Here is an 18,995-nt window from a genome sequence, read left to right as displayed (position 1 = left end):
TTTGCTGTGCGGCCGGCAGTCCCGCCATGGGTGGGACTGACGGCCGTTTTGTCGTTTTCAAGAAGGCCTGGCCTGAGCCATGCCCTCGCCTGGAGAACCTGGATCCATGAAGCCCGCTGACGGCCAGCCACCGCGCAAGAAAGTCATCCCCATCGTCCCTGCAGCGCAAGGCAACTCGCAAGGGGAGATGGTCTCGCTGTACGAGGCGCAAAAGAAGATTTATCCCCGCTCGATCAGCGGCCTGTTCGCGCGCTGGCGCTGGGCCATGGTGTACCTCACGCAGCTCATCTTCTACGGCCTGCCCTGGCTGCAGTGGGGCGAGCGCCAGATGGTGCTGTTCGACCTGGGAGCGCGGCGCTTCTACATCTTCGGCCTGGTGCTGTATCCGCAGGATTTCATCTATCTGACGGGCCTGCTCATCATCTCGGCGCTGTCGCTGTTCCTGTTCACGGCGGTGGCCGGGCGCCTGTGGTGCGGCTTTGCCTGCCCGCAGACGGTCTATACCGAGATCTTCATGTGGATCGAGCACAAGATCGAGGGTGACCGCAGCGCGCGTATGCGCCTGGACAACGGCCCGTGGACGTTCGAAAAAATCTGGAAGAAGACCGCCAAGCAGATCGTCTGGATCGCGGTGGCCTTCTGGACGGGCTACACCTTCGTCGGCTACTTCGTGCCGATCCGCGAACTGGGCGCTGAGCTGATGCAGTTCCAGGGTTCCTGGCAGATTTTCTGGGTGCTCTTCTACGGCTTTGCCACCTACGGCAACGCTGGCTTCCTGCGCGAGCAGGTGTGCAAATACATGTGCCCCTACGCGCGCTTCCAGAGTGCGATGTTCGACAAGGACACGATGATCGTGACCTACGACCCCGAGCGTGGCGAGCCGCGCGGGCCGCGCAACAAGACCGTGGACTACAAGGCCAAGGGCCTGGGCGACTGCATCGACTGCACCCTGTGCGTGCAGGTCTGCCCCACGGGCATCGACATCCGCAACGGTCTGCAGTACGAGTGCATCGGCTGCGGCCTGTGCGTGGACGCCTGCGACACCGTGATGGACAAGATGAAGTATCCGCGCGGCCTGATCCGGTTTTCCACGCAAAACGGCGTGGCCAACCACTGGACGCAGTCGCAGATGCTCAAGCGCGTCTTCCGCCCGCGCGTGCTGCTGTACTCGGGCGTGCTGGTGCTGCTGTGCGTCGCCATGCTGACCAGCCTGGTGGTGCGCACCCCCTTCAAAGTGGATGTCGTGCGCGACCGGGCAGCCCTGTCGCGCATCGTCGCCGGAGGCAAGCTGGAGAACATCTACCGCCTGCAGATCATGAACGCCACGGAAAAGCCGCAGACCTACACGCTCAGCGCGCGCGGACTGGAAGGCCTGGAGCTGGCTTCGGAGGCACAGGTGGAAATCGGCGCTGCCGAGTCGCGCTGGGTCTCGGTGCGGCTGCACATCCCCTACGGCTCGGCAGCCCCGGGCTCGCACACGGTGTACTTCGACATCCGCGCCGAGGCCACCGGGGCGCAGGTGTCGGAAAAATCCGTTTTCCTGGTGCCGCGCTGATGTGGCATCGATTTTCGGCCCGGATGGCCTGACGCCGATCCGGGCCTGAACGGCCCCGCCTGCGGGGCCTCAAGGACACAGCAATGGCTTCTCCAGCTCCTTCTCCCGTTACGCCCATGCAGGCTCCCGCCTCTCAGCCCTGGTGGAAATACGGCCATGTCTGGCTGATCATTGCCGGGCCGGCGATTGTCGTCGTGGCCGGCTTCTTCACGTTGTGGCTGGCCGTAAGCCAACCCGATCCGGTGATTGCCGAGGACTACTACCAGCGCGGCCTGGACATCAATAAGACGCTGGCCGAGGAAGGCCGGCAATCGAACATGCAGCCGGCCATCAAGGGCCGCAACCATGCAGCGACACCCGAGAAGGATCAGCCACGCTGAATCCAGTGCCTGCCTGCCCTGACCGGGGCGTTTTGCGGCCTGGTCTGACACAACATCCGGGTCAGCCACCTTGGCATGGCACGCCTTGCGGTGCTAGTCTTTGACGCATCGCAAGGAGGCTGATGATGCTAATGCAACGGATGATGTGGATTGCCTGGCCCGCCTTTCTGATGGCGGGCGTGATGGAGATGGTGGTCTTTGCCTTTGTCGATCCCGGGGCCTTGTACTGGTTCGATGAGCCGTTGCAGCTGTCGCGCCAGGGCATCTACACGATTGCCTTCTTCGTCTTCTGGGCGGTCATCATGGCCTCCAGCGCCCTGACCACGCTGCTGACCGTCTCGCCCTTCGAGATGAACCGCTGCCCGGTGCCCACCGGCGAGCGGCCCCTCGATTGCGCCAAGTACTCGCTGTGAATTTCTCCGGCCGGGGCAGCTCAGCCCCGGCTGAGGGCCGCCGCTATCGCCCTGCCGACCTCGGCAGTGCTGGCGTTGCCCCCCAGGTCAGGCGTGCGCGGGCCGCTGCGCAGCACGCTCTCGATGGCCTGCACGATGGCGTCGTGCGCGGCCCGGCCTGATCCTTCGCCGTGCGTCAGAAAATCCAGCATCAGCGCGCCTGACCAGATCATGGCGATCGGGTTGGCAATGTTCTGGCCGTAGATGTCGGGCGCCGAGCCATGCACCGGCTCGAACAGGCTGGGGAACTGGCGCTCGGGATTCAGGTTGGCCGAAGGCGCCAGTCCGATCGTGCCGGTGGTCGCCGGCCCCAGATCGCTCAGGATGTCGCCAAACAGATTGGTTGCCGCCACCACGTCGAAGCGCTCGGGCTGCAACACGAAGCGGGCCGCCAGGATGTCGATGTGCTGCTTGTCCAGGCTGACTTGCGGATGACGCTGCGCGGCCTCGTCGGCTCGCCTGTCCCACCAGGGCATGCTGATGGCGATGCCGTTGCTCTTGGTGGCCAGCGTGACATGCCGGCGCGCCCGACCGGCAGCCAGCTCGAAGGCGAAATCGAGCAGGCGCTCGGCGCCGTGGCGTGAATAGACCGATTCCTGGATGACGATCTCGCGCGGCGTGCCCTCGAACATGACGCCGCCCAGGGCGGTGTATTCGCCCTCGGTATTCTCGCGCACCACCACGTAGTCAATGTCGCCGGGCTTCTTGCCGGCCAGCGGGCAGGGCACGCCCTCGAACAGGCGCACCGGGCGCAGGTTGATGTATTGGTCGAACTCGCGGCGCATTTTCAGCAGCGAACCCCACAGCGACACATGGTCGGGCACCGTGGCCGGCCAGCCCACTGCCCCGAAATAAATGGCATCCATGCCGCACAGCTGCGCCTTCCAGTCGGTGGGCATCATCTGGCCATGCTGCAGGTAGTAGTCGCAATGCGCCCAGTCGAAGGTGTGCAGTTCCAGAGCGATGCCAAAACGCTGCGCCGCAGCCTGCACGGCGCGCAGGCCTTCGGGCATGACCTCGCGGCCAATGCCGTCGCCGGCGAGTACTGCAATCTGGAAGGGGCGTGGCATGGCTGTGGCCTCCGGAATGGATGGGCTTGTTGCTATAATAATTATAGCTGATTGCGCTTGCTATGTCTCGTTTTCAGGCATGAAACATGTTGAAAACGTTGACTGGCAAGCGCAAGCAGCTATCGATAAAGGAGTAAATCAGACTGCGGGTGCGGGTGCATCAGCGCGCCAGGGCAGCCTTGACGGCTGCCGAGACCTGGCCCATGTCGGCCTTGCCGGCCAGGCTGGCCTTGGCCGCGCCCATCACCTTGCCCATGTCGCCCGGGCCGCCGGCGCCCAGCTCGGCCACGATGGCACGCACGGCGGCTTCGATCTCCTCGGCAGACATGCGCTCGGGCAGATAGGCCTGCAGCACGGCTGCCTCGGCCTGCTCCCGCTCGGCCAGATCCTGGCGCCCGGCGGCCTCGAAGGCCGCGATGCTGTCCCGGCGCTGCTTGAGCAGCTTGTCCACCACGGCGACCACGGCGGCGTCGTCCAGCTCGATGCGCTCATCGACCTCGCGCTGCTTGATGGCGGCCTGCAACATGCGGATGGTGCCCAGGCGCTCGCTGTCCCGGGCGCGCATGGCTGTCTTCATGTCTTCGGTGATGCGGTTTTTCAGGCTCATGAACTGACTCTCCGAAAGGTGCAGAAGGTGTAGAAATGAAAAACAAAAAAACCCGCGCTCGGCGTCCCCAGCGCGGGTTTGGCAGGTGCCGGTCGCAGGCCGATCAGTACAGCTTCTTGGGCAGTTGCATGCTGCGCACGCGCTTGTAGTGGCGCTTGACGGCAGCGGCCTTCTTGCGCTTGCGCTCGGCAGTGGGCTTTTCGTAGAACTCGCGGGCGCGCAGGTCGGTCAGCAGGCCCAGCTTTTCGATGGTGCGCTTGAAGCGGCGCAGGGCCACGTCAAAGGGTTCGTTCTCTTTTACTCGGATGGTGGTCATCAGGTGGTTGATTCCAAAATTATGCCGCCAGAGGGTTGTCGGGAAGATCGGGCCCGAAAGCCATGGACGGCGGTTTTGCCCGTCTGTAACTAGTATTGGCCGACGGGCTTTTGCCAGCAAAGCCGGGCATTATAGCGTATCGACCCACGCCCCTCGCTGGGCCTCAGCGCTGCGCGCAGAAGCCGAACTCGGTGCTGGCGCCCGGTGCCAGGGTGCGGTTCCAGTCCAGGCCGATGGCGCCCAGCAGGTTGTCCTGCTGCAGCCACAGCGCGCTCCACAGGCTGTTGACGTGCCCCTCGATGGGCGTGATCAGCAGCCACTCGCCGGCTGTGGAGCCGGTGTTGCGCACCTTCACGCGCTGGCAGTAGCCCGTCCCCCAGTCGTTGTCCACGATGTGCTCGAAGGCGAACGCTGCCTCGACCGGGGCCTGCGGCGGGGCTGGCTGCGGCTCGGGTGGCGCCGGCGTCGAGGGCGCCGGAGCCGTGGGCGCGCCGCCGCCCACATTGCCCCACAGCCGCTGCAGCAGCTGCACCTTGTCGCTGCGTACCGTCTGCCAGTCGTCCTGCAGGATGCCGCCGGTGTCGCCGCTGTTGGGGTTCCAAGACCAGTAGAAGCCGCTGCGCATGTCCTTGGCGATCAGGTAGTCCACCAGCTTGTTCTGCCAGGCTACGTCGCCCGGATGGCCCTGGCCGTACTTGCCGCCGAACTCGCCCAGCATCAGCGTGTAGCCCTTTTGCACGAAGCGGCCGAACTGCTGCTCCCAGATGGCCGGCATGTTGTCCGGGAAGTTCGGCGCGCTGAAGTACGGCTGCTCATGGACATCGGGGCCGTAGGTGTGCGGCGTCAGCAGCAGCTGGCTGGCCGGGATGGCCAGCGGCTGGCACTCCAGCGGCTCGATGTTGCTGCCCCAGAAGTGGGGCTCCTGGCTGGAGCAGTGGGCGCTGGCGCCTATGCCCTCCACGGCGATCAGCCAGTGCGGCGCGATCGGCAGGATGCGGGCTGCGGCGCGCTCGGCGGCCAGGTTCCAGTCGGTGGCCGGGTTGCCTGTGCCCCAGGTGGCAGCGCCATGCGGCTCGTTCTTGATGTCCAGGCCGATGACGCCGGGCACCTCGCGGTAGCGCCGGGCGACGAAGGCCAGGTCATCGAGCCACTGCGCCTCGCTGTAGCCGGGCGTGTACCACAGCTCGCTGATGGTCTGGCAATCGGGGGTGTGGTGGTCGAGCAGCACGTACATGCCACGGCGGCTGAGCTCCAGCACCACGGCATCGAGCACCTGCAGCGAGTCCAGCCCCTGCAGGTCGGGGTTGCGGCTGTAGTCGATGGCTGATGGCACCACGCCCTGCAGCGTGGCCGGGCAGAACGGCAGGCGCACGGCGTTGAAGCCCTGCTGCTGCATCTGATCGATCATGTCCTGCCAGTTGCGCGCCCACAGGCCATGCACCACGTTGGTGGCGGTTTCGGCGCCGAACCAGTTCACGCCGCGCAACTGGATGCCGTTGCCAGCGGCATCGACGATGCCACCGGCGCGCGCCTCATAGCTCCAGGCGGGCAGGGCGCCCATCAACATGCTGGCCACCAGGGCCGCGCCGCCAAGCAGGCGGGAGACGGAGAAAGAGTGGGGAAACAAGGTCGAACGCTTGAAATACATGGTGCCCGTGGCGGTGGAGAGTGTCTGCGACGAAATCGCGGGCCGGGGATGCGCCCGCACGGAGCGCAGCCGCGATTGTCCCAGCCGGGCCTGGTTTGGCCCATTCGCTTTTGGCTAACGATTGACGCGAATCAATCGCCGCTGCGCAATGCGACCGCCCGGTGCGGCCGCTCAATGCGCCACCAGCGCCTGCGCGCAGGCCGCCGCGCTGGCCCAGGCCCACTGGAAGTTGTAGCCGCCCAGCCAGCCGGCGATGTCCACCACCTCGCCGATGAAATGCAGCCCGGGCTGCGCCTTGCACTCCAGGGTGTGCGCCGACAGTGCGCGCGTGTCCACGCCGCCCAGGGTGACTTCGGCTTTTTTGTAGCCCTCGGTGCCGGTGGGCGTCAGCTCCCAGCGGCCCAGGTGCTCGGCCAGGCGCGCCAGGGCCTTGTCGCTGGCCTCGTTGATGGGACGCTGCCATTCAGCGCTTTGGCTGACCCAGGCGTCGGCCAGCCGGGCCGGCAGCAAGCTGGCCAGCTCGTTGGCCAGCAGCCGGCGCGAGCGTGCCTTGGCCTGCAGCAGTGCCTCGCGCAATTGCTCCCGAGGCGCCAGGTCGATGGCCAGCGGCGTGCCTGGCTGCCAGTAGCTGGAGATTTGCAGCACCGCCGGCCCGGACAGGCCGCGATGGGTGAACAGCAAGTCCTCGTCGAAGCTGGTGCGGCCCTTCTTGCTGCCGGTGCTGATGGCCACCGGCAGGGCCAGCCCGGCCAGGTGGGCGTAGGGCGCCCAGGCCTGGCCGTCGAAGGTCAGCGGCACCAGGCCGGGGCGGCGCTCGACCAGCGGCACGCCGAACTGCTGCGCCACGCGGTAACCAAAATCGCTGGCGCCGATCTTGGGGATCGACAGGCCGCCGGTGGCAATGACCACCTGCGCCGCCTGCACCAGGCCCCGTTCGGTATCGATTTGATAGCTGTCAGCGCTTGTCCCACCTGGGTTTGAGGCCAAAAACACTATATTTTTGACGCTGCATGGCTGCCAGCGCTCGACGCGCCCGTCGGCGCATTCGGCCAGCAGCATGGCGATGATGTCCTCGGCCGAGCGGTCGCAAAACAGCTGGCCCTTGTGCTTTTCATGGAAGGCAATGCCGTGGCGCTGCACCAGCGCGATGAAGTCCTGCGGCGTGTAGCGCGACAGTGCGGCGCGGGCGAACTGCGGGTTGTGGCCGACAAAGTGGCGCTGCGGCGCCTGGGCATCGAGGCTGCGGTTGGTGAAGTTGCAGCGGCCCCCGCCCGAGATGCGGATCTTTTCCGCCACGCGCGCGCTGTGGTCGATCAGCAGCACGCGCAGGCCGCGCTGGCCGGCCCGGGCGGCGCAAAACAGGCCGGCAGCGCCGGCGCCGATGATGACGGCGTCGAAGAAAGGAGAAAGCTGGGGCACGGCAGGCAGCGGTGGTGCAAGGGGCGGCGATTGTCGCCCAGGCGCCGCTGCCGCTGCGCCTGGCCTCAGCGCAGGTACTGTCCGCCCGGGCCGATGACGGCGATGTCCACGTAGCGCGAGCCGTGGCGCTGGCCGGGGCCGAAGCGGTAGGTCATGCCGCCCAGGTCGAGCTGGCCCAGGCCCTCCATGGCGCGCGCCACCTCGGCGCCGCTGCTGGCCGCAGGGCCGGCGGCGCGCAGGCCTTCCAGCAGCACGCGCGCATCCAGATAGCCGACATAGCGGTCGTAGTCGGCTTCCAGGTTGTGGCGCTTCATGGACGCCTGGAACTCGCGCGTGATCTGCAGATTGGCCCGGCGCGGCGAGGGTGTCGAGCGTGCCACGGCCAGGCCGCGCGCGTCGTCGCCCAGGGCGCGGATGACCTGCGCCCCGGCGCCCAGCGACAGCGTGTACAGCGGCACCCCGACGTGCGCCCGGTGGGCGCGCACATAGGCCACCACGGGCGGGCCGGCGGCGATCATCAGCACCGCCTGGGGCTGCTTGGCCGCCAGCGCCCGGGCGGCGTCGGCGGCGTTGTCGCCCTTGCTGCGCACGGCCTGCGTGCCGACGATGCTGGCGCCCTCGGCGGCAATGGCCTGCTCGGCCAGTGGCAGCGTCAGCTTGCCGAACTCGTTGTCCTCGTAGGCGATGCCGATGCGCGTGGTCTGGATGGAGACCAGGTTGCGCACGATCTGGTGCAGCTCATCGACATAGCTCGGGCTGGTCGTGAACAGCCAGGCGCTGCCGGCAGTGCGCGGCGCCGGGCTGCCGGTATAGACGGCAATCAGGGGCGTGCGGGCGCGCTCCAGATAGGGCAGTAGGCCCATGACCTGGGAGGTGCCGGCCTGGCTGAACAGGGCGATCACGCCCTGTTGCTCGACCAGTTGGCGGGCGTTGTCCAGGGCGCGCTGGGCCTCGAAGCCATCGTCGAGCGTGACCAGGCGCACCTTGCGCCCGCCCACGCCGCCCTGGGCGTTGAAATCGGCCACGGCGGCGTCCTGCCCCTCGTGGATGGGCACCAGGAAGGGTGCCAGCGGGCCGCTCAGGGCGGTGGAGCGGCCCACCAGGATGTCGCCGCGCGCATCGCCGGAGCGCGCCGTCTGCGCCATGAGCGTCGGCACATGCAGCAGGGTCAGCAGGGCGGCGGCGCTGGCCGCCGCGCCACGCAGCACGCTGCGCCGGCCGTCATCGGGGGAGGCGCATGAATCGCGCTGTGGATCTGTGGGCACGCATGTCTCCTGAAGCTCCCGGGGAGCAGGTTGAGGCCGGATGCAGGCTGGCTGGCAGGCCGTGGCAGACCTCCAGCATGGCCCCCCAGCGGGCTGGGCGCCGATTGTTCCGGCATGTCCCCGGCTGCGGGGCGGGGAATAACCCGGGTGTGCTGATGCGTGCGCGACGCTCTCAGCCAGCCATGCACAGCGGCTGCGGCGCAGCGGCGCGATCCGCCAGCGCCTGCGCGCCGCGCACCACGTCGCCGATGACGATCACGCTGGGGCTGGCCAGTCCTTCGCGGACGATGCTCTGGTGCAGTCCGGCCAGCGTGGTCAGCGCCTGGCGCTGGTGCGCCAGCGTGGCGTGCTGCACCACGGCCACCGGGGTGTGTGCCGGCAGGCCGCCGGCCAGCAGGCCGTCCTGGATGGCCTGCGCGCCGCGCATCCCCATGTAGATGACCAGCGTGAGGCGTGCCTGGTGCGCCGTCGCGCCCAGCAGCGTCCAGTCGGTGGGGGCGCTGCCCGGCTGGCCCTGGCCGGTCAGCAGCAGCACGCCCTGGGCGTGTTCGCGCTGCGTCAGCGGCACGCCCAGACTGGCCGGCCCGGCCAGGCCGGCGGTGATGCCGTTGATGACCACCGGCTCGATGCCGGCGGCGCGCAGTGCCTGCACCTCCTCGCCGCCACGGCCAAAGATGAAGGGGTCGCCCCCCTTGAGGCGCACCACGCGCTCGCCGCGCTGCACCTGCGCCACCATGAGTTTTTCGATGAAGGCCTGCGAGGTGCTGGGCCGACCGCCGCGTTTGCCCACATGGACGATGCGCGCGCCCGGGCTGGCCAGGGCGACGATGTCCTGGCCCACTAGGTCATCGACCAGCAGCACGCTGGCGGCAGCGATGGCGCGCACGGCCTTGAGCGTCAGCAGCTCGGGGTCGCCCGGGCCGGCGCCCACCAGGGTGCAGCTGCCGGCAGAGGGGTGGAGGGTGGATTGCATGGCGTCGTTCGTCTTTCGGCGGTGGAGGAGCGCCAGTGAAGGCGGGGCCGATTGTGCGACGCGCGTGATGACGCCGGGTTATATGGTTCTGCAGCGTCAGATTTTAGATAAAAAATGCCCGAAACCCTTGCCAGGAAAGCGCTGGCAGCTATCAATAAGATAGTTTGTATTCACTCGCGATCTGCCGCAGCCACCTGCCACTGCCCGCCCAGCGCCCGGTACAGGGCCACGCGGTTGGCCTGCTCGGCCAGCTGCAGGGCGATCAGGCCGTGCTGTGCGGCGTACAGGGCGCGCTCGGCGTCCAGCACCGCCAGGTAGTTGTCCGCGCCCAGCCGAAAGCGTGCCTGCGACAGCACCAGCGTGCGCTGCGTGGCATCGACCAGCGAGCGCTGCGCGGCCAGCCGCTCGTCCAGCGTGGTGCGCTCGGCCAGGGCGTCCATGACCTCGCGAAAGGCCACCTGGATGACGCGCTCGTACTGCGCCAGGGCTGTCTCGCGCGCCACCTCGGCCACGCGCAGATTGGCCTGGTTGCGCCCGGCGTCGAAGATCGGCAGGCGAAGCTGCGGCGCAAAGCTCCAGGTGCCGTTGCCGCCGGCGAACAGGCCGGACAGGGCGTTGCTGGCCGTGCCGGCGCTGGCCGTCAGGCTGATGGAGGGGAAGAAGGCCGCGCGCGCCACGCCGATCTGCGCCTGGCTGGCGGCCAGCGTGTGCTCGGCAGCGCGCACGTCGGGCCGCGCCAGCAGCAGGTGCGAGGGCGCGCCCGCCGCCAGGGCGGGCAGGGCGGTGGCGGGTGCAGCCGCTTCGGGCAGGCGCGGGACGGCCTGCTGCGTATCGGGTGTCTCCTGTGTCTCCTGTACGTTCTGTGCGCTGTGCCCGTCTGGCCCCTCCGGCGCTGGCGGTGGCTGGCTGACGCTGGCCGGCAGCAGGTTGTCCGGCACCGGGCGACCGGCCAGCAGTGCCAGCGCGTTGCGCCCGCGTGCCACCTGCGCCTGGAAGGCGGCAGCGTCGGCGCGCGCGCCGTCCACCGTGGTCTGCACCTGCGCCAGCGTCAGGCCCGAGGCGGCGCCCAGCTCGTGCGTGCGCTGCGTCAATGCCAATTGACGTTCGCGCGTGGCCAGGGTGGCGCGCGCCAGTTGCAGGCGGCGCGCGTCGGCATCCAGGTTCAGCCAGGCCAGCATCAGCTCGGCAGCCAGGGCCACGCGCACGCTGTCGCGGCTGGCCTGGCTGCGCAGGAAGTCCTGCAGCGCTGCTTCGTTGAGGTTGCGCACGCGGCCCCAGAAGTCGATCTCCCAACTGGCCAGGCCGATGCTGGCGCTGTAGAGGCTGGCCGTGTTGCCGCGCCCGGCAGCGGCCAGGTCGTCGGCTGTGCGCGTGCGGCTGGCGCTGGCGGCGGCGCTCAAGGTGGGCAGGCGCTCGGCCTGGGCGATGCCGTACTGGGCGCGCGCGCGCTCCACCGCCAGCATGGCCACGCGCAGTTCGCGGTTGTCCGCTAGCGCCAGGCCCAGCAGGGTGCGCAGGCGCGCGTCCAGCACAAAGGACTCGCGGGCGGTCAGGCCCTTGGGCGTCCAGGCCGGCGCTATCGGGTCTGGGTCTGCGGTGGCCGCATCGAAGGTGGCCGGCACGGGCAGCGCTGGCGTCTCGTACGGCGGCGCCAGCGAGGTGCAGGCGCCCAGCAGCAGCGGTGCCGCCAGCAGCGCAGCGCGCAAAGCCGGGCGCAGGGCGCGGGCGGGAAGGGGCGGGAGCAGACGCAGCGCTGTCATGGCGTGGCACAAGAGGATGGGGCAGCGGCAGGCGCACTGCCGCGCGTGAACAGCCGGCGCACCACCAGGAAGAACACCGGCACGAAGAAGATGCCCAGCAGCGTGGAAAACACCATGCCGCCCAGCACCGCCGTGCCGATGGCCTGGCGCCCGCCGGCGCCCGCGCCGCTGCCCAGGGCCAGCGGCAGCACGCCGAAGCCGAAGGCCAGCGAGGTCATCAAAATGGGCCGCAGGCGCAGGCGCACGGCCTGCACCGTGGCATCGACCAGGCTGGCGCCGCGCTCCTGCAGCTGCACGGCGAACTCGACGATCAGGATGGCGTTCTTGGACGCCAGGCCCACGGTGGTCAGCAGGCCGACCTGGAAATACACGTCATTGGCCATGCCGCGCGTATAGGTGGCGACGAGCGCACCGATCACGCCCAGCGGCACGGCCAGCATGACCGACACCGGCACGCTCCAGCTCTCGTACAGCGCGGCCAGGCACAGGAACACGAACAGGATGGACACGGCGTACAGCATGGGCGCCTGCGAGCCGGACTGGCGCTCCTGCAGCGAGGCGCCCGTCCACTCGAAGCCGATGCCCGGCGGCATCCTGGCCATGATGGCCTCGACGGCAGCCATGGCGTCGCCCGAGCTGGCGCCGGGGGCGGTATTGGCCTCCATCTCCAGCGCCGGACTGCCGTTGTAGCGCATGAGCTGGGGCGAGCCGCTGCTCCACGCCGTGGTGGCGAACGAGGCAAAGCGCACCATCTCGCCGTCACGGTTGCGCACCGCCCATTGGCCGATGTCCTGGGGCAGCATCCGATACGGCGCATCGCCTTGCAGATAGACGCGCTTGACGCGGCCCTGGTGGATGAAGTCGTTGACGTAGCTGCCGCCCAGGGCGGCGGACAGCACGCCGTTGATGTCGGCGGTGGCCAGGCCCAGGGCGGCGGCCTTGCGGTCGTCCACCTCCACCTTCAGCTCCGAGGTGTCGTCAAAGCCGGTGGTACGCATGTTGGCCAGCTGCGGCACCTCGCGTGCGGCGGCGATCATGTCGTCCTTGGCCTGCATCAGCGCCTCGTGGCCCAGGCCGTTCAAGTCCTTGAGCACGAAGTTGATGCCGGCGCTGGAGCCCAGGCCGCGCACCGGCGGCGGCAGGGTGACGAAGATGCGCGCATCGCGGATGGAGGCCAGCGCCTGGTTGGCTGCGCGGGCGATCGATTCGGCGGACTGGCTGGGCAGCGGGCGCTCGGCCCAGGTCTTCAGGCGCACGAACATGCTGCCCGAGCTTTGGTTGCCATTGAAGCCCAGGATGGCGTTGGTGCTGAAGACCTCGGGCCGATCCTTGAAGTACAGCCGCACCTGATCCATGACATCGGCCAGCCGCGCATCGGTGGCGCCCGAGGGCAGGGTCACGTTGACGCGCACAAAGCCCTGGTCTTCGTTGGGCAGAAACGACGTGGGCAGGGTGCGGAACATGATGGCCACGGCTGCCAGCACCACGGCAAACAACAGCCCCATGCGCAGCGTGCGCGCGAGCAGCCGCGCCACCGCGCCCTGGTAGCGCGCCGCGCTGGCATCGAAGCGCCGGTTGAAGCCGTTGAAGAAGCGATCCACCCAGCCCAGCACCCCCGGGCGCGGCGTGCGCCCGGCCTTGCCGTGGGCGATGGGCCTGAGCAGCGTGGCGCACAGCGCCGGCGTGAGCGTCAGCGCGACGAACACCGACAGCGCCATGGCCGCCACGATGGTCACCGAGAACTGCCGGTAGATGACGCCCACCGAGCCGGCGAAGAAGGCCATCGGGATGAACACCGCCGACAGCGTCAGGCCGATGCCGACCAGCGCCGGCGTGATCTCGCGCATGGACTTGCGCGTGGCCTCCTTGGCCGGCAGGCCCTCCTCGCTCATCACGCGCTCGACGTTTTCCACCACCACGATGGCGTCGTCCACCAGCAGGCCGATGGCCAGCACCAGGGCGAACATGGTCAGCATGTTGATGGAGTAGCCCATGGCGGACAGCACACCCAGCGTGCCCAGCAGCACCACCGGCACGGCAATCGCCGGGATCAAGGTGGCGCGCAGGTTCTGCAAAAAGATGAACATGACCAGGGTGACCAGCAGCATGGCCTCGGCCAGGGTCTTGACCACCTCGTGCAGCGAGGCGCGCACAAAGGGCGTGCTGTCGGAGCTGACGAAGCCGGTGATGCCGTCCGGGAAATAGGGCGCGAGTTCGGCGATCTTGGCCGCCACGGCATCAGCCACCTGCATGGCGTTGGCGCCGTCGGCCAGCACGATGCCCAGGCCGGCGCCGGGCTGGCCGTTCAGGATGGAGCGCACCGTGAGGTTGTCGGCTTCCAGCGCCACGCGCGCCACGTCGGCCATGGTGACCACCGAGCCATCGGGCAGGGCGCGCAGCACGATGTCCTGGAATTCCTGCACGGTCTGCAGTTTGGAGCGCGCCGTCACCGTGGCGTTGAGCATCTGCCCGGGCACGGCGGGCAGTGCGCCGAGCTGGCCGGCGGAGACCTGCACGTTCTGCGCGTTGAGTGCGGCCACCAGGTCGGAGGGCATCAGCGCGTACTTTTCCAGCAGCTGCGGATCCATCCAGATGCGCATGGCGTAGTTGGTGCCGAACACCGTCACATCGCCCACGCCATCGACGCGGGCGATGACATCGACTACGTTGCTGGTCAGGTAATCGCCGATGGTGACCTGCGACACATGCGGGTCGGGCGAGGTGAAGACGTAGGTCACCAGGTAGTCCTGCCCGCCCTTGTTGACGAACACGCCCCGGCTTTTCACGGCGTCGGGCAGGCGGTTGAGCGCACCCTGCAGCTTGTTTTGCACCTGCACCTGGGCCACGTCGATGTTGGCGCCGGGGGCAAAGGTCAGCGTGGTGCGCGAGCGCCCCGCCGAGTCGCTGGTGGACTGCATGTACAGCAGGTTGTCCAGGCCCTTGAGCTGCTGCTCGATGACCTGGGTGACGGAGTTTTCCACCGTCTCGGCCGAGGCGCCGGTGTAGGTGGTGTTGATGGTCACGCGCGGCGGGGCGATGTCGGGGTACATCTCCAGCGGCAGCGTGAAGATCGACAGCGCGCCGGCCAGCATGGTGACGATGGCCAGCACCCAGGCAAAGACCGGGCGGTTGATGAAGAACTGGGCCATGGCGCGTCAGCGGGCCGGTTGCGCGGATGGGGCGGCGGGGGCGCTGGCCGGGGCTGCGCCATCCCCTGCGCCGTTGCTGCGCTGGTACGGCGTCCAGGGCACGGGCCGCACGGCATCGCCCGGGCGCACGCGCTGGCTGCCATCGACCAGCACGCGCTCGCCCGCGCTCAGGCCCGAGAGCACCTCCCAGCGCTCGCCCACGGCGGCGCCGGTGACGATGCGCCGGCGCTCGACCTTGTTCTCGGGCGTGACCACCAGCACGCTGGCATTGCCCGCCGGGTCGCGTGTGACGGACTGCTGCGGCGCCAGCAGCGCCTGCTCGCGCGTGCCGGTCTCCAGCAGCGCGCGCACGTACATGCCGGGCATCAGCAGGCCGTCCGGGTTGGGCAGCACGGCGCGCAGCGTGATGGCGCCGGTGGCGGGGTTGACCTGCACGCCGGCAAACTGCAGCCGCCCCGCGTGGGCGTAGGTGCTGCCGTCGTCGAGCCTGATGCTCACGCGCGCTGCGCCATCCTGGCCGCCCTGGCCATCGTCGATGCGCTGGATGCGGCCACTGGCCAGGTCGGCCTTGAGGCGCAGCAGCTCGGCGCTGGTCTGGGTGATGTCCACGTACAGCGGATCGGTCTGCGTCACCGTGGTCAGCGCCGCCGCCTGGTGGGCCGTGACCAGCGCGCCCGGGGTGACGGTGGAAGTGCTGGTGCGCCCGGCAATGGGCGACTTGATGCGCGTGTAGCCCAGGTTGATGCGCGCGGCCTGCACGGCGGCGCTGGCCACGGCGACTTCGGACTTGGCCTGCGCGGCGGCGGCCTGGCTGTCGTCGAAGACCTGGCGGCTGATGGCGTCGATCCTGACCAGCTCGGCATTGCGCCGGGCGTTGGTCTCGGCACTGGCCAGCAGCGTGCGCGCCTTGGCCAACTGCGCCTCGGCGGCTGCCAGGGCGACCTCGAAGCTGGCGGCGTCGAGCTGGTACAGCGCCTGCCCGGCGCGCACGTTGCTGCCCTCGGTGAACAGGCGCTTTTGCACGATGCCGCCGACCTGCGGGCGGATCTCGGCGGACAGGGAGGCGCTGGTGCGCCCGGGTAGCTCGGTGGTGAGGGTCTGGCGCTCGGGCTGGATTTGCAGCACGCCCACTTCCGGGGCGGCCTGCGCGGCTGGTGCGGCCGCGCTCTTGCCGCTCGGCTGGCAGCCAGCCAGGGCCATGAGCAGACCCAGCAGCGCCATGCCTGCGATCCGCCCTGGGGCAAGAAAAGCCTTGCCGGGCCGGCGGGTGCCGGAGTGAGCGAGCTTGGCAAGGGGCGGTGCAACCGTGCTGGCTGAGGTCTCTGGGGTCATGGATGGCTGGAGGCGAGGGCAGCAGCCCGGGGCGGGCTGTAGGCTGGCGGGCAAAAGGCCGTACTGTCGCACGCTCCGGCCTGGCAGGCTGCCACTGCCGGCGGGCTTCATCCTTCTTTACACGATCCGGCCCTGGTGCCTGCGGGTGGCGCTCGTGGGCAGGAAAATGCCACCGATATGCCTGAAATTTATGCAAAAAGCGGCTCAAGCCCTTGTCTGGCAAGCGTTGTCAGCTATCAAAAGGATATCAAGACAAGTGGGTTGCTTCGTCAACATTCGTGCTGGCTGTGGCCGGATTGGCAGATCGGGGGCGCGGCGCGCCTACCATGCGGCACCGATGCATCTCCAGGGCCTGACCATGAACACCTCTGTTGACAACACCAACACCCTCCCCCTGACCGAGCAGCTCATGCAGCATCTGCAGGGCCAGCCGCTGGCGCAGATTGCCGGCCAGCTCGGCATAGCTCCCGAGCAGGCGCGCAGCGCCGCCGCCCTGGCCGTGCCCCTGCTGCTGGGGGCGCTGGGGCGCAATGCCCAGCAGCCGCAGGGCGCGCAGGATCTGCTGCAGGCGCTGCAGCGCGACCACATGCCGCAGCCTGCTGCCGGGCTGGATCTGGGTGGCCTCCTGGGCTCGGTGCTGGGCGGCATGGCCGCTGGCCGCCCGGGCGGCGCTGGCCCGCTGGGCGATGGCGCGGCCATCCTGGGCCACATCCTGGGCGGCGCGCGAGCGCAGGCCGAGACCGGCCTGGGCCAGGCCAGCGGCCTGGGCAGCCATGCCGGCCAGTTCCTGCAGTTGCTGGCGCCCATTGTCATGGCCTTTCTGGCGCAGCGCGTGCGCGGCGCTGGCCTGGGCGCCGACGGCCTGGGCAGCCTGCTGGGGCGCGAGCAGGCGCACACGCGCCAGGCCAACGCCCCGGCCGCCGACCTGCTCACGCGCGTGCTCGACCAGGATGGCAATGGCCGGGTCGATCTGGGCGACTTGCTCAAACTCGGCGCCGGCTTGCTGGGCGGGCGGCGCTGAACGAGCGCTGCCGCGCCAGGCTCCTAGGAGGCTGTCGGACTTGGAGCGTCGATAGCGAAAATCGGCCCCAGCGAGCACAGTTTTTGCTGGATTTGCAGCCCAATAGCCGAGCTATTGGGCAAAAAGACGGTAAAAAATGGGCCGCTGCGGTCGATTTGCAGCCGACGAATTCCAAGTCCGACAGCCTCCTAGGGTTCGCAGCCGGTTGCGTTGGCGGCCCTGTCCGGTTAACACTGCGCCTTGCAAGTCTGCCCTTCGTTCTCTACAGCCACCGGGAGGTCTTCACTCATGACAACTGTTGCAGAAATCCTGAAAACCAAGCCCGACGCCCAGATCTACAGCGTCGCCCCGTCGGACAGCGTGCTCGCGGCGCTGCAGCTCATGGCCGACAAGGGCATAGGGGCGCTGCTGGTGCTGCAGGACGGCGCCATCGTCGGCATCTTCACCGAGCGCGACTACGCCCGCAAGGTGGTGCTGCACGGGCGCGCCTCGGGCGACACGCCGGTGCGCGAGGTCATGACCCACGCCGTGCGCTTCGTGCGGCCAGGGCAGAGCAGCGAGCAGTGCATGGCGCTGATGACGGAAAACCGCCTGCGCCACCTGCCCGTGGTTGACGAGGAGGGTGCGCTGCTGGGCCTGGTATCCATCGGCGACCTGGTCAAGAGCGTGATCTCGCAGCAGCGCTTCATCATCGAGCAGATGGAGCAATACATCACCGGGCGCTGATTTTCTCGCCCGTGCCTGCGCCGACACCACCGGATGCCCCGGCCTGCGGGCGTATCCTGTGGTGTTTTTCGTTGGCTTGCCGAAACCCGCTGCCCGGCGCCGACCGATGCCTGGCGGCCATGACCACATATGTACAAGGAGGTAGGGAGTGACTCACAGCATGGATAGGCGCCGTTTTGCCACGGGCGCTGCGGCCCTGGGTGCGGGCATTTGGCTGGGCGGCTGCAGCAAGGTGCCCGACACCGTCCGGATCGGCGTGGCACAGCCCCTGTCCGGGCCGCTGGCGGCGCTGGGGCAGGATCTGCTCAACGGCGTGCAGCTGGCGGTCAAGGAGCTGAACGCGGCGGGCTATTCGGTGGGCGGCAAGCGCGTCACGCTGGAAGTGCTGGCGCAAGACGACAAGGCCGATGCCGCTACCGGGCGCGCGGTGGCGCAGCAGTTGGTCGAGGCCGGTGTAGCTGCCGTCATTGGCCACCTGAACTCGGGCGTCAGCCTGGAGGCTGCGCCGGTCTATGCGGCCAGGCATGTGCCGCAGCTCATCATCTCGACCAACCCGAAGATCACCCAGCTGGGCCTGCCGACCACCTTGCGCATCGTCGCCAACGATGCGCTGCAGGCGCGCGCCATCGGCAACTTTGCCGCCACCCAGGTCAGCGGCTCCGGCTATGCTGTGGTCGATGACGGCACGCCCTACGGCAAGGGTCTGGCCGATGGCGCTGCTGCCGAGCTGCAGAAAGCGAAGAAGGACATCACCCTGCGCCAGAGCCTGGACGACAAGACGGTGGACTTCGCCGAGCTGGCAGGCAAGCTCAAGCAGGCGCAGGTGGGTGCGCTGGTATGCACGCTCAATGACTTCCAGGTTCTGGCGTTGCTGCAGGAGCTGGCCAGGATCGGCCACACCCGCATGGCGCTGCTGGGTGGCGATCTGGTCAAGACGGCCAGCATGATCCAGGGCGCCGGGCTGATCGATGAGATCTATGCCACCTCGCCAGTGCTCGACGTCACCGAATTCACCACCGGCCAGCAGTTCCTGCAAAAGTACATCGCCGCCTTCCAGAAACCCCCGGCCTACGGCGGCCACTACACCTATGACGCCATGTATGTGGTCAGCGAGGCCATGCGCAAGGCCGGCTCGGCCAACCCCGAGGACATCACCAAGGCACTGCATGGCCTCAACGGCTACGCGCCGGTGACCGGCACCATGACCTGGGACGAGCGCGGCGAGCAGCGCTATGGCGCCGTCGGCGTCTATGAGCTGCGCCGGGGCAGCTGGGACTTGCGCATGCGCTCGGATCGCTGGTAGGCGCCCTGGATGCAGGCCC

Annotated in this window: 16 protein-coding genes; 6 read left to right on the top strand and 10 right to left on the bottom strand. The window is 68.5% G+C overall.

Translation table 11 applies throughout. The features are described from left to right. Positions 1-106 precede the first annotated feature (106 nt). From ccoG to IDM45_RS07855, 3 genes are all read left to right on the top strand, one after another. The gene (gene ccoG, locus IDM45_RS07865) at positions 107-1,555 is read left to right on the top strand and encodes a cytochrome c oxidase accessory protein CcoG (RefSeq protein ID WP_209422344.1); all 1,449 of its coding nucleotides are present in this window, start codon (positions 107-109) and stop codon (positions 1,553-1,555) included. Positions 1,556-1,671: 116 nt separating this feature from the next. Then, a complete protein-coding gene (locus IDM45_RS07860; protein WP_209422343.1) occupies positions 1,672-1,935 on the top strand; it encodes a FixH family protein in 264 nt (87 codons plus the stop codon). A gap of 125 nt (positions 1,936-2,060) precedes the next feature. Next, the gene (locus IDM45_RS07855) at positions 2,061-2,348 is read left to right on the top strand and encodes a hypothetical protein (protein ID WP_209422342.1); all 288 of its coding nucleotides are present in this window, start codon (positions 2,061-2,063) and stop codon (positions 2,346-2,348) included. 20 nt (positions 2,349-2,368) lie between these two features. Here IDM45_RS07855 and IDM45_RS07850 read toward each other — a convergent pair whose 3' ends face one another. From IDM45_RS07850 to IDM45_RS07805, 10 genes are all read right to left on the bottom strand, one after another. Next, positions 2,369-3,457 carry a tartrate dehydrogenase gene (locus tag IDM45_RS07850; RefSeq protein ID WP_209422341.1) on the bottom strand — a complete coding sequence of 363 codons (1,089 nt, stop codon included), beginning with the start codon at positions 3,455-3,457 and terminating at the stop codon, positions 2,369-2,371. A 160-nt stretch (positions 3,458-3,617) separates the two neighbouring features. After that, complete coding sequence (locus IDM45_RS07845) at positions 3,618-4,064, bottom strand: GatB/YqeY domain-containing protein (RefSeq protein WP_209422340.1); 447 nt, start codon at positions 4,062-4,064, stop codon at positions 3,618-3,620. A 103-nt stretch (positions 4,065-4,167) separates the two neighbouring features. Then, positions 4,168-4,380, bottom strand: a complete 213-nt coding sequence (gene rpsU, locus IDM45_RS07840) for a 30S ribosomal protein S21 (RefSeq protein ID WP_007833691.1) — start codon at positions 4,378-4,380, stop codon at positions 4,168-4,170. 163 nt (positions 4,381-4,543) lie between these two features. Next, a complete protein-coding gene (locus IDM45_RS07835) occupies positions 4,544-6,007 on the bottom strand; it encodes a cellulase family glycosylhydrolase (protein WP_232654179.1) in 1,464 nt (487 codons plus the stop codon). Between the two features lie 192 nt (positions 6,008-6,199). After that, a complete protein-coding gene (locus tag IDM45_RS07830; protein ID WP_209422339.1) occupies positions 6,200-7,447 on the bottom strand; it encodes a BaiN/RdsA family NAD(P)/FAD-dependent oxidoreductase in 1,248 nt (415 codons plus the stop codon). Between the two features lie 65 nt (positions 7,448-7,512). Next, positions 7,513-8,712 (bottom strand): ABC transporter substrate-binding protein, encoded by a 1,200-nt coding sequence (locus IDM45_RS07825; RefSeq protein ID WP_232654181.1) that lies wholly within the window; start codon positions 8,710-8,712, stop codon positions 7,513-7,515. Positions 8,713-8,884: 172 nt separating this feature from the next. Then, entirely contained in the window at positions 8,885-9,685 is an 801-nt protein-coding gene (gene cobA / locus IDM45_RS07820; RefSeq protein ID WP_209422338.1) for a uroporphyrinogen-III C-methyltransferase, read from the bottom strand. Between the two features lie 170 nt (positions 9,686-9,855). Then, positions 9,856-11,445, bottom strand: coding sequence for a TolC family protein (locus tag IDM45_RS07815; protein ID WP_209422337.1), 1,590 nt, complete (start codon positions 11,443-11,445; stop codon positions 9,856-9,858). After that, a complete protein-coding gene (locus IDM45_RS07810) occupies positions 11,442-14,594 on the bottom strand; it encodes an efflux RND transporter permease subunit (protein ID WP_209422336.1) in 3,153 nt (1,050 codons plus the stop codon). Before IDM45_RS07810 ends, IDM45_RS07815 begins: the two co-directional genes overlap by 4 nt. A 6-nt stretch (positions 14,595-14,600) precedes the next feature. After that, positions 14,601-15,815, bottom strand: a complete 1,215-nt coding sequence (locus IDM45_RS07805) for an efflux RND transporter periplasmic adaptor subunit (RefSeq protein WP_232654184.1) — start codon at positions 15,813-15,815, stop codon at positions 14,601-14,603. A gap of 469 nt (positions 15,816-16,284) precedes the next feature. Between IDM45_RS07805 and IDM45_RS07800 the strand changes: the two genes are divergently transcribed. The 3 genes from IDM45_RS07800 to IDM45_RS07790 all read left to right on the top strand — a co-directional run bounded on the left by IDM45_RS07800 (position 16,285) and on the right by IDM45_RS07790 (position 18,976). Continuing rightward, positions 16,285-16,947 carry a DUF937 domain-containing protein gene (locus IDM45_RS07800; RefSeq protein ID WP_209422334.1) on the top strand — a complete coding sequence of 221 codons (663 nt, stop codon included), beginning with the start codon at positions 16,285-16,287 and terminating at the stop codon, positions 16,945-16,947. A 288-nt stretch (positions 16,948-17,235) separates the two neighbouring features. Then, on the top strand, positions 17,236-17,673 hold the full coding sequence (locus tag IDM45_RS07795; protein ID WP_209422333.1) for a CBS domain-containing protein: 438 nt from the start codon (positions 17,236-17,238) through the stop codon (positions 17,671-17,673). A gap of 160 nt (positions 17,674-17,833) precedes the next feature. Beyond that, positions 17,834-18,976 (top strand): branched-chain amino acid ABC transporter substrate-binding protein, encoded by a 1,143-nt coding sequence (locus IDM45_RS07790; RefSeq protein WP_209422332.1) that lies wholly within the window; start codon positions 17,834-17,836, stop codon positions 18,974-18,976. Positions 18,977-18,995: the final 19 nt, after the last annotated feature.

Origin of the sequence: Melaminivora jejuensis (genome assembly GCF_017811175.1) — a bacterium.
Classification (GTDB): domain Bacteria; phylum Pseudomonadota; class Gammaproteobacteria; order Burkholderiales; family Burkholderiaceae_C; genus Melaminivora; species Melaminivora jejuensis.
This window is presented reverse-complemented; position numbering and strand designations above follow the sequence as displayed.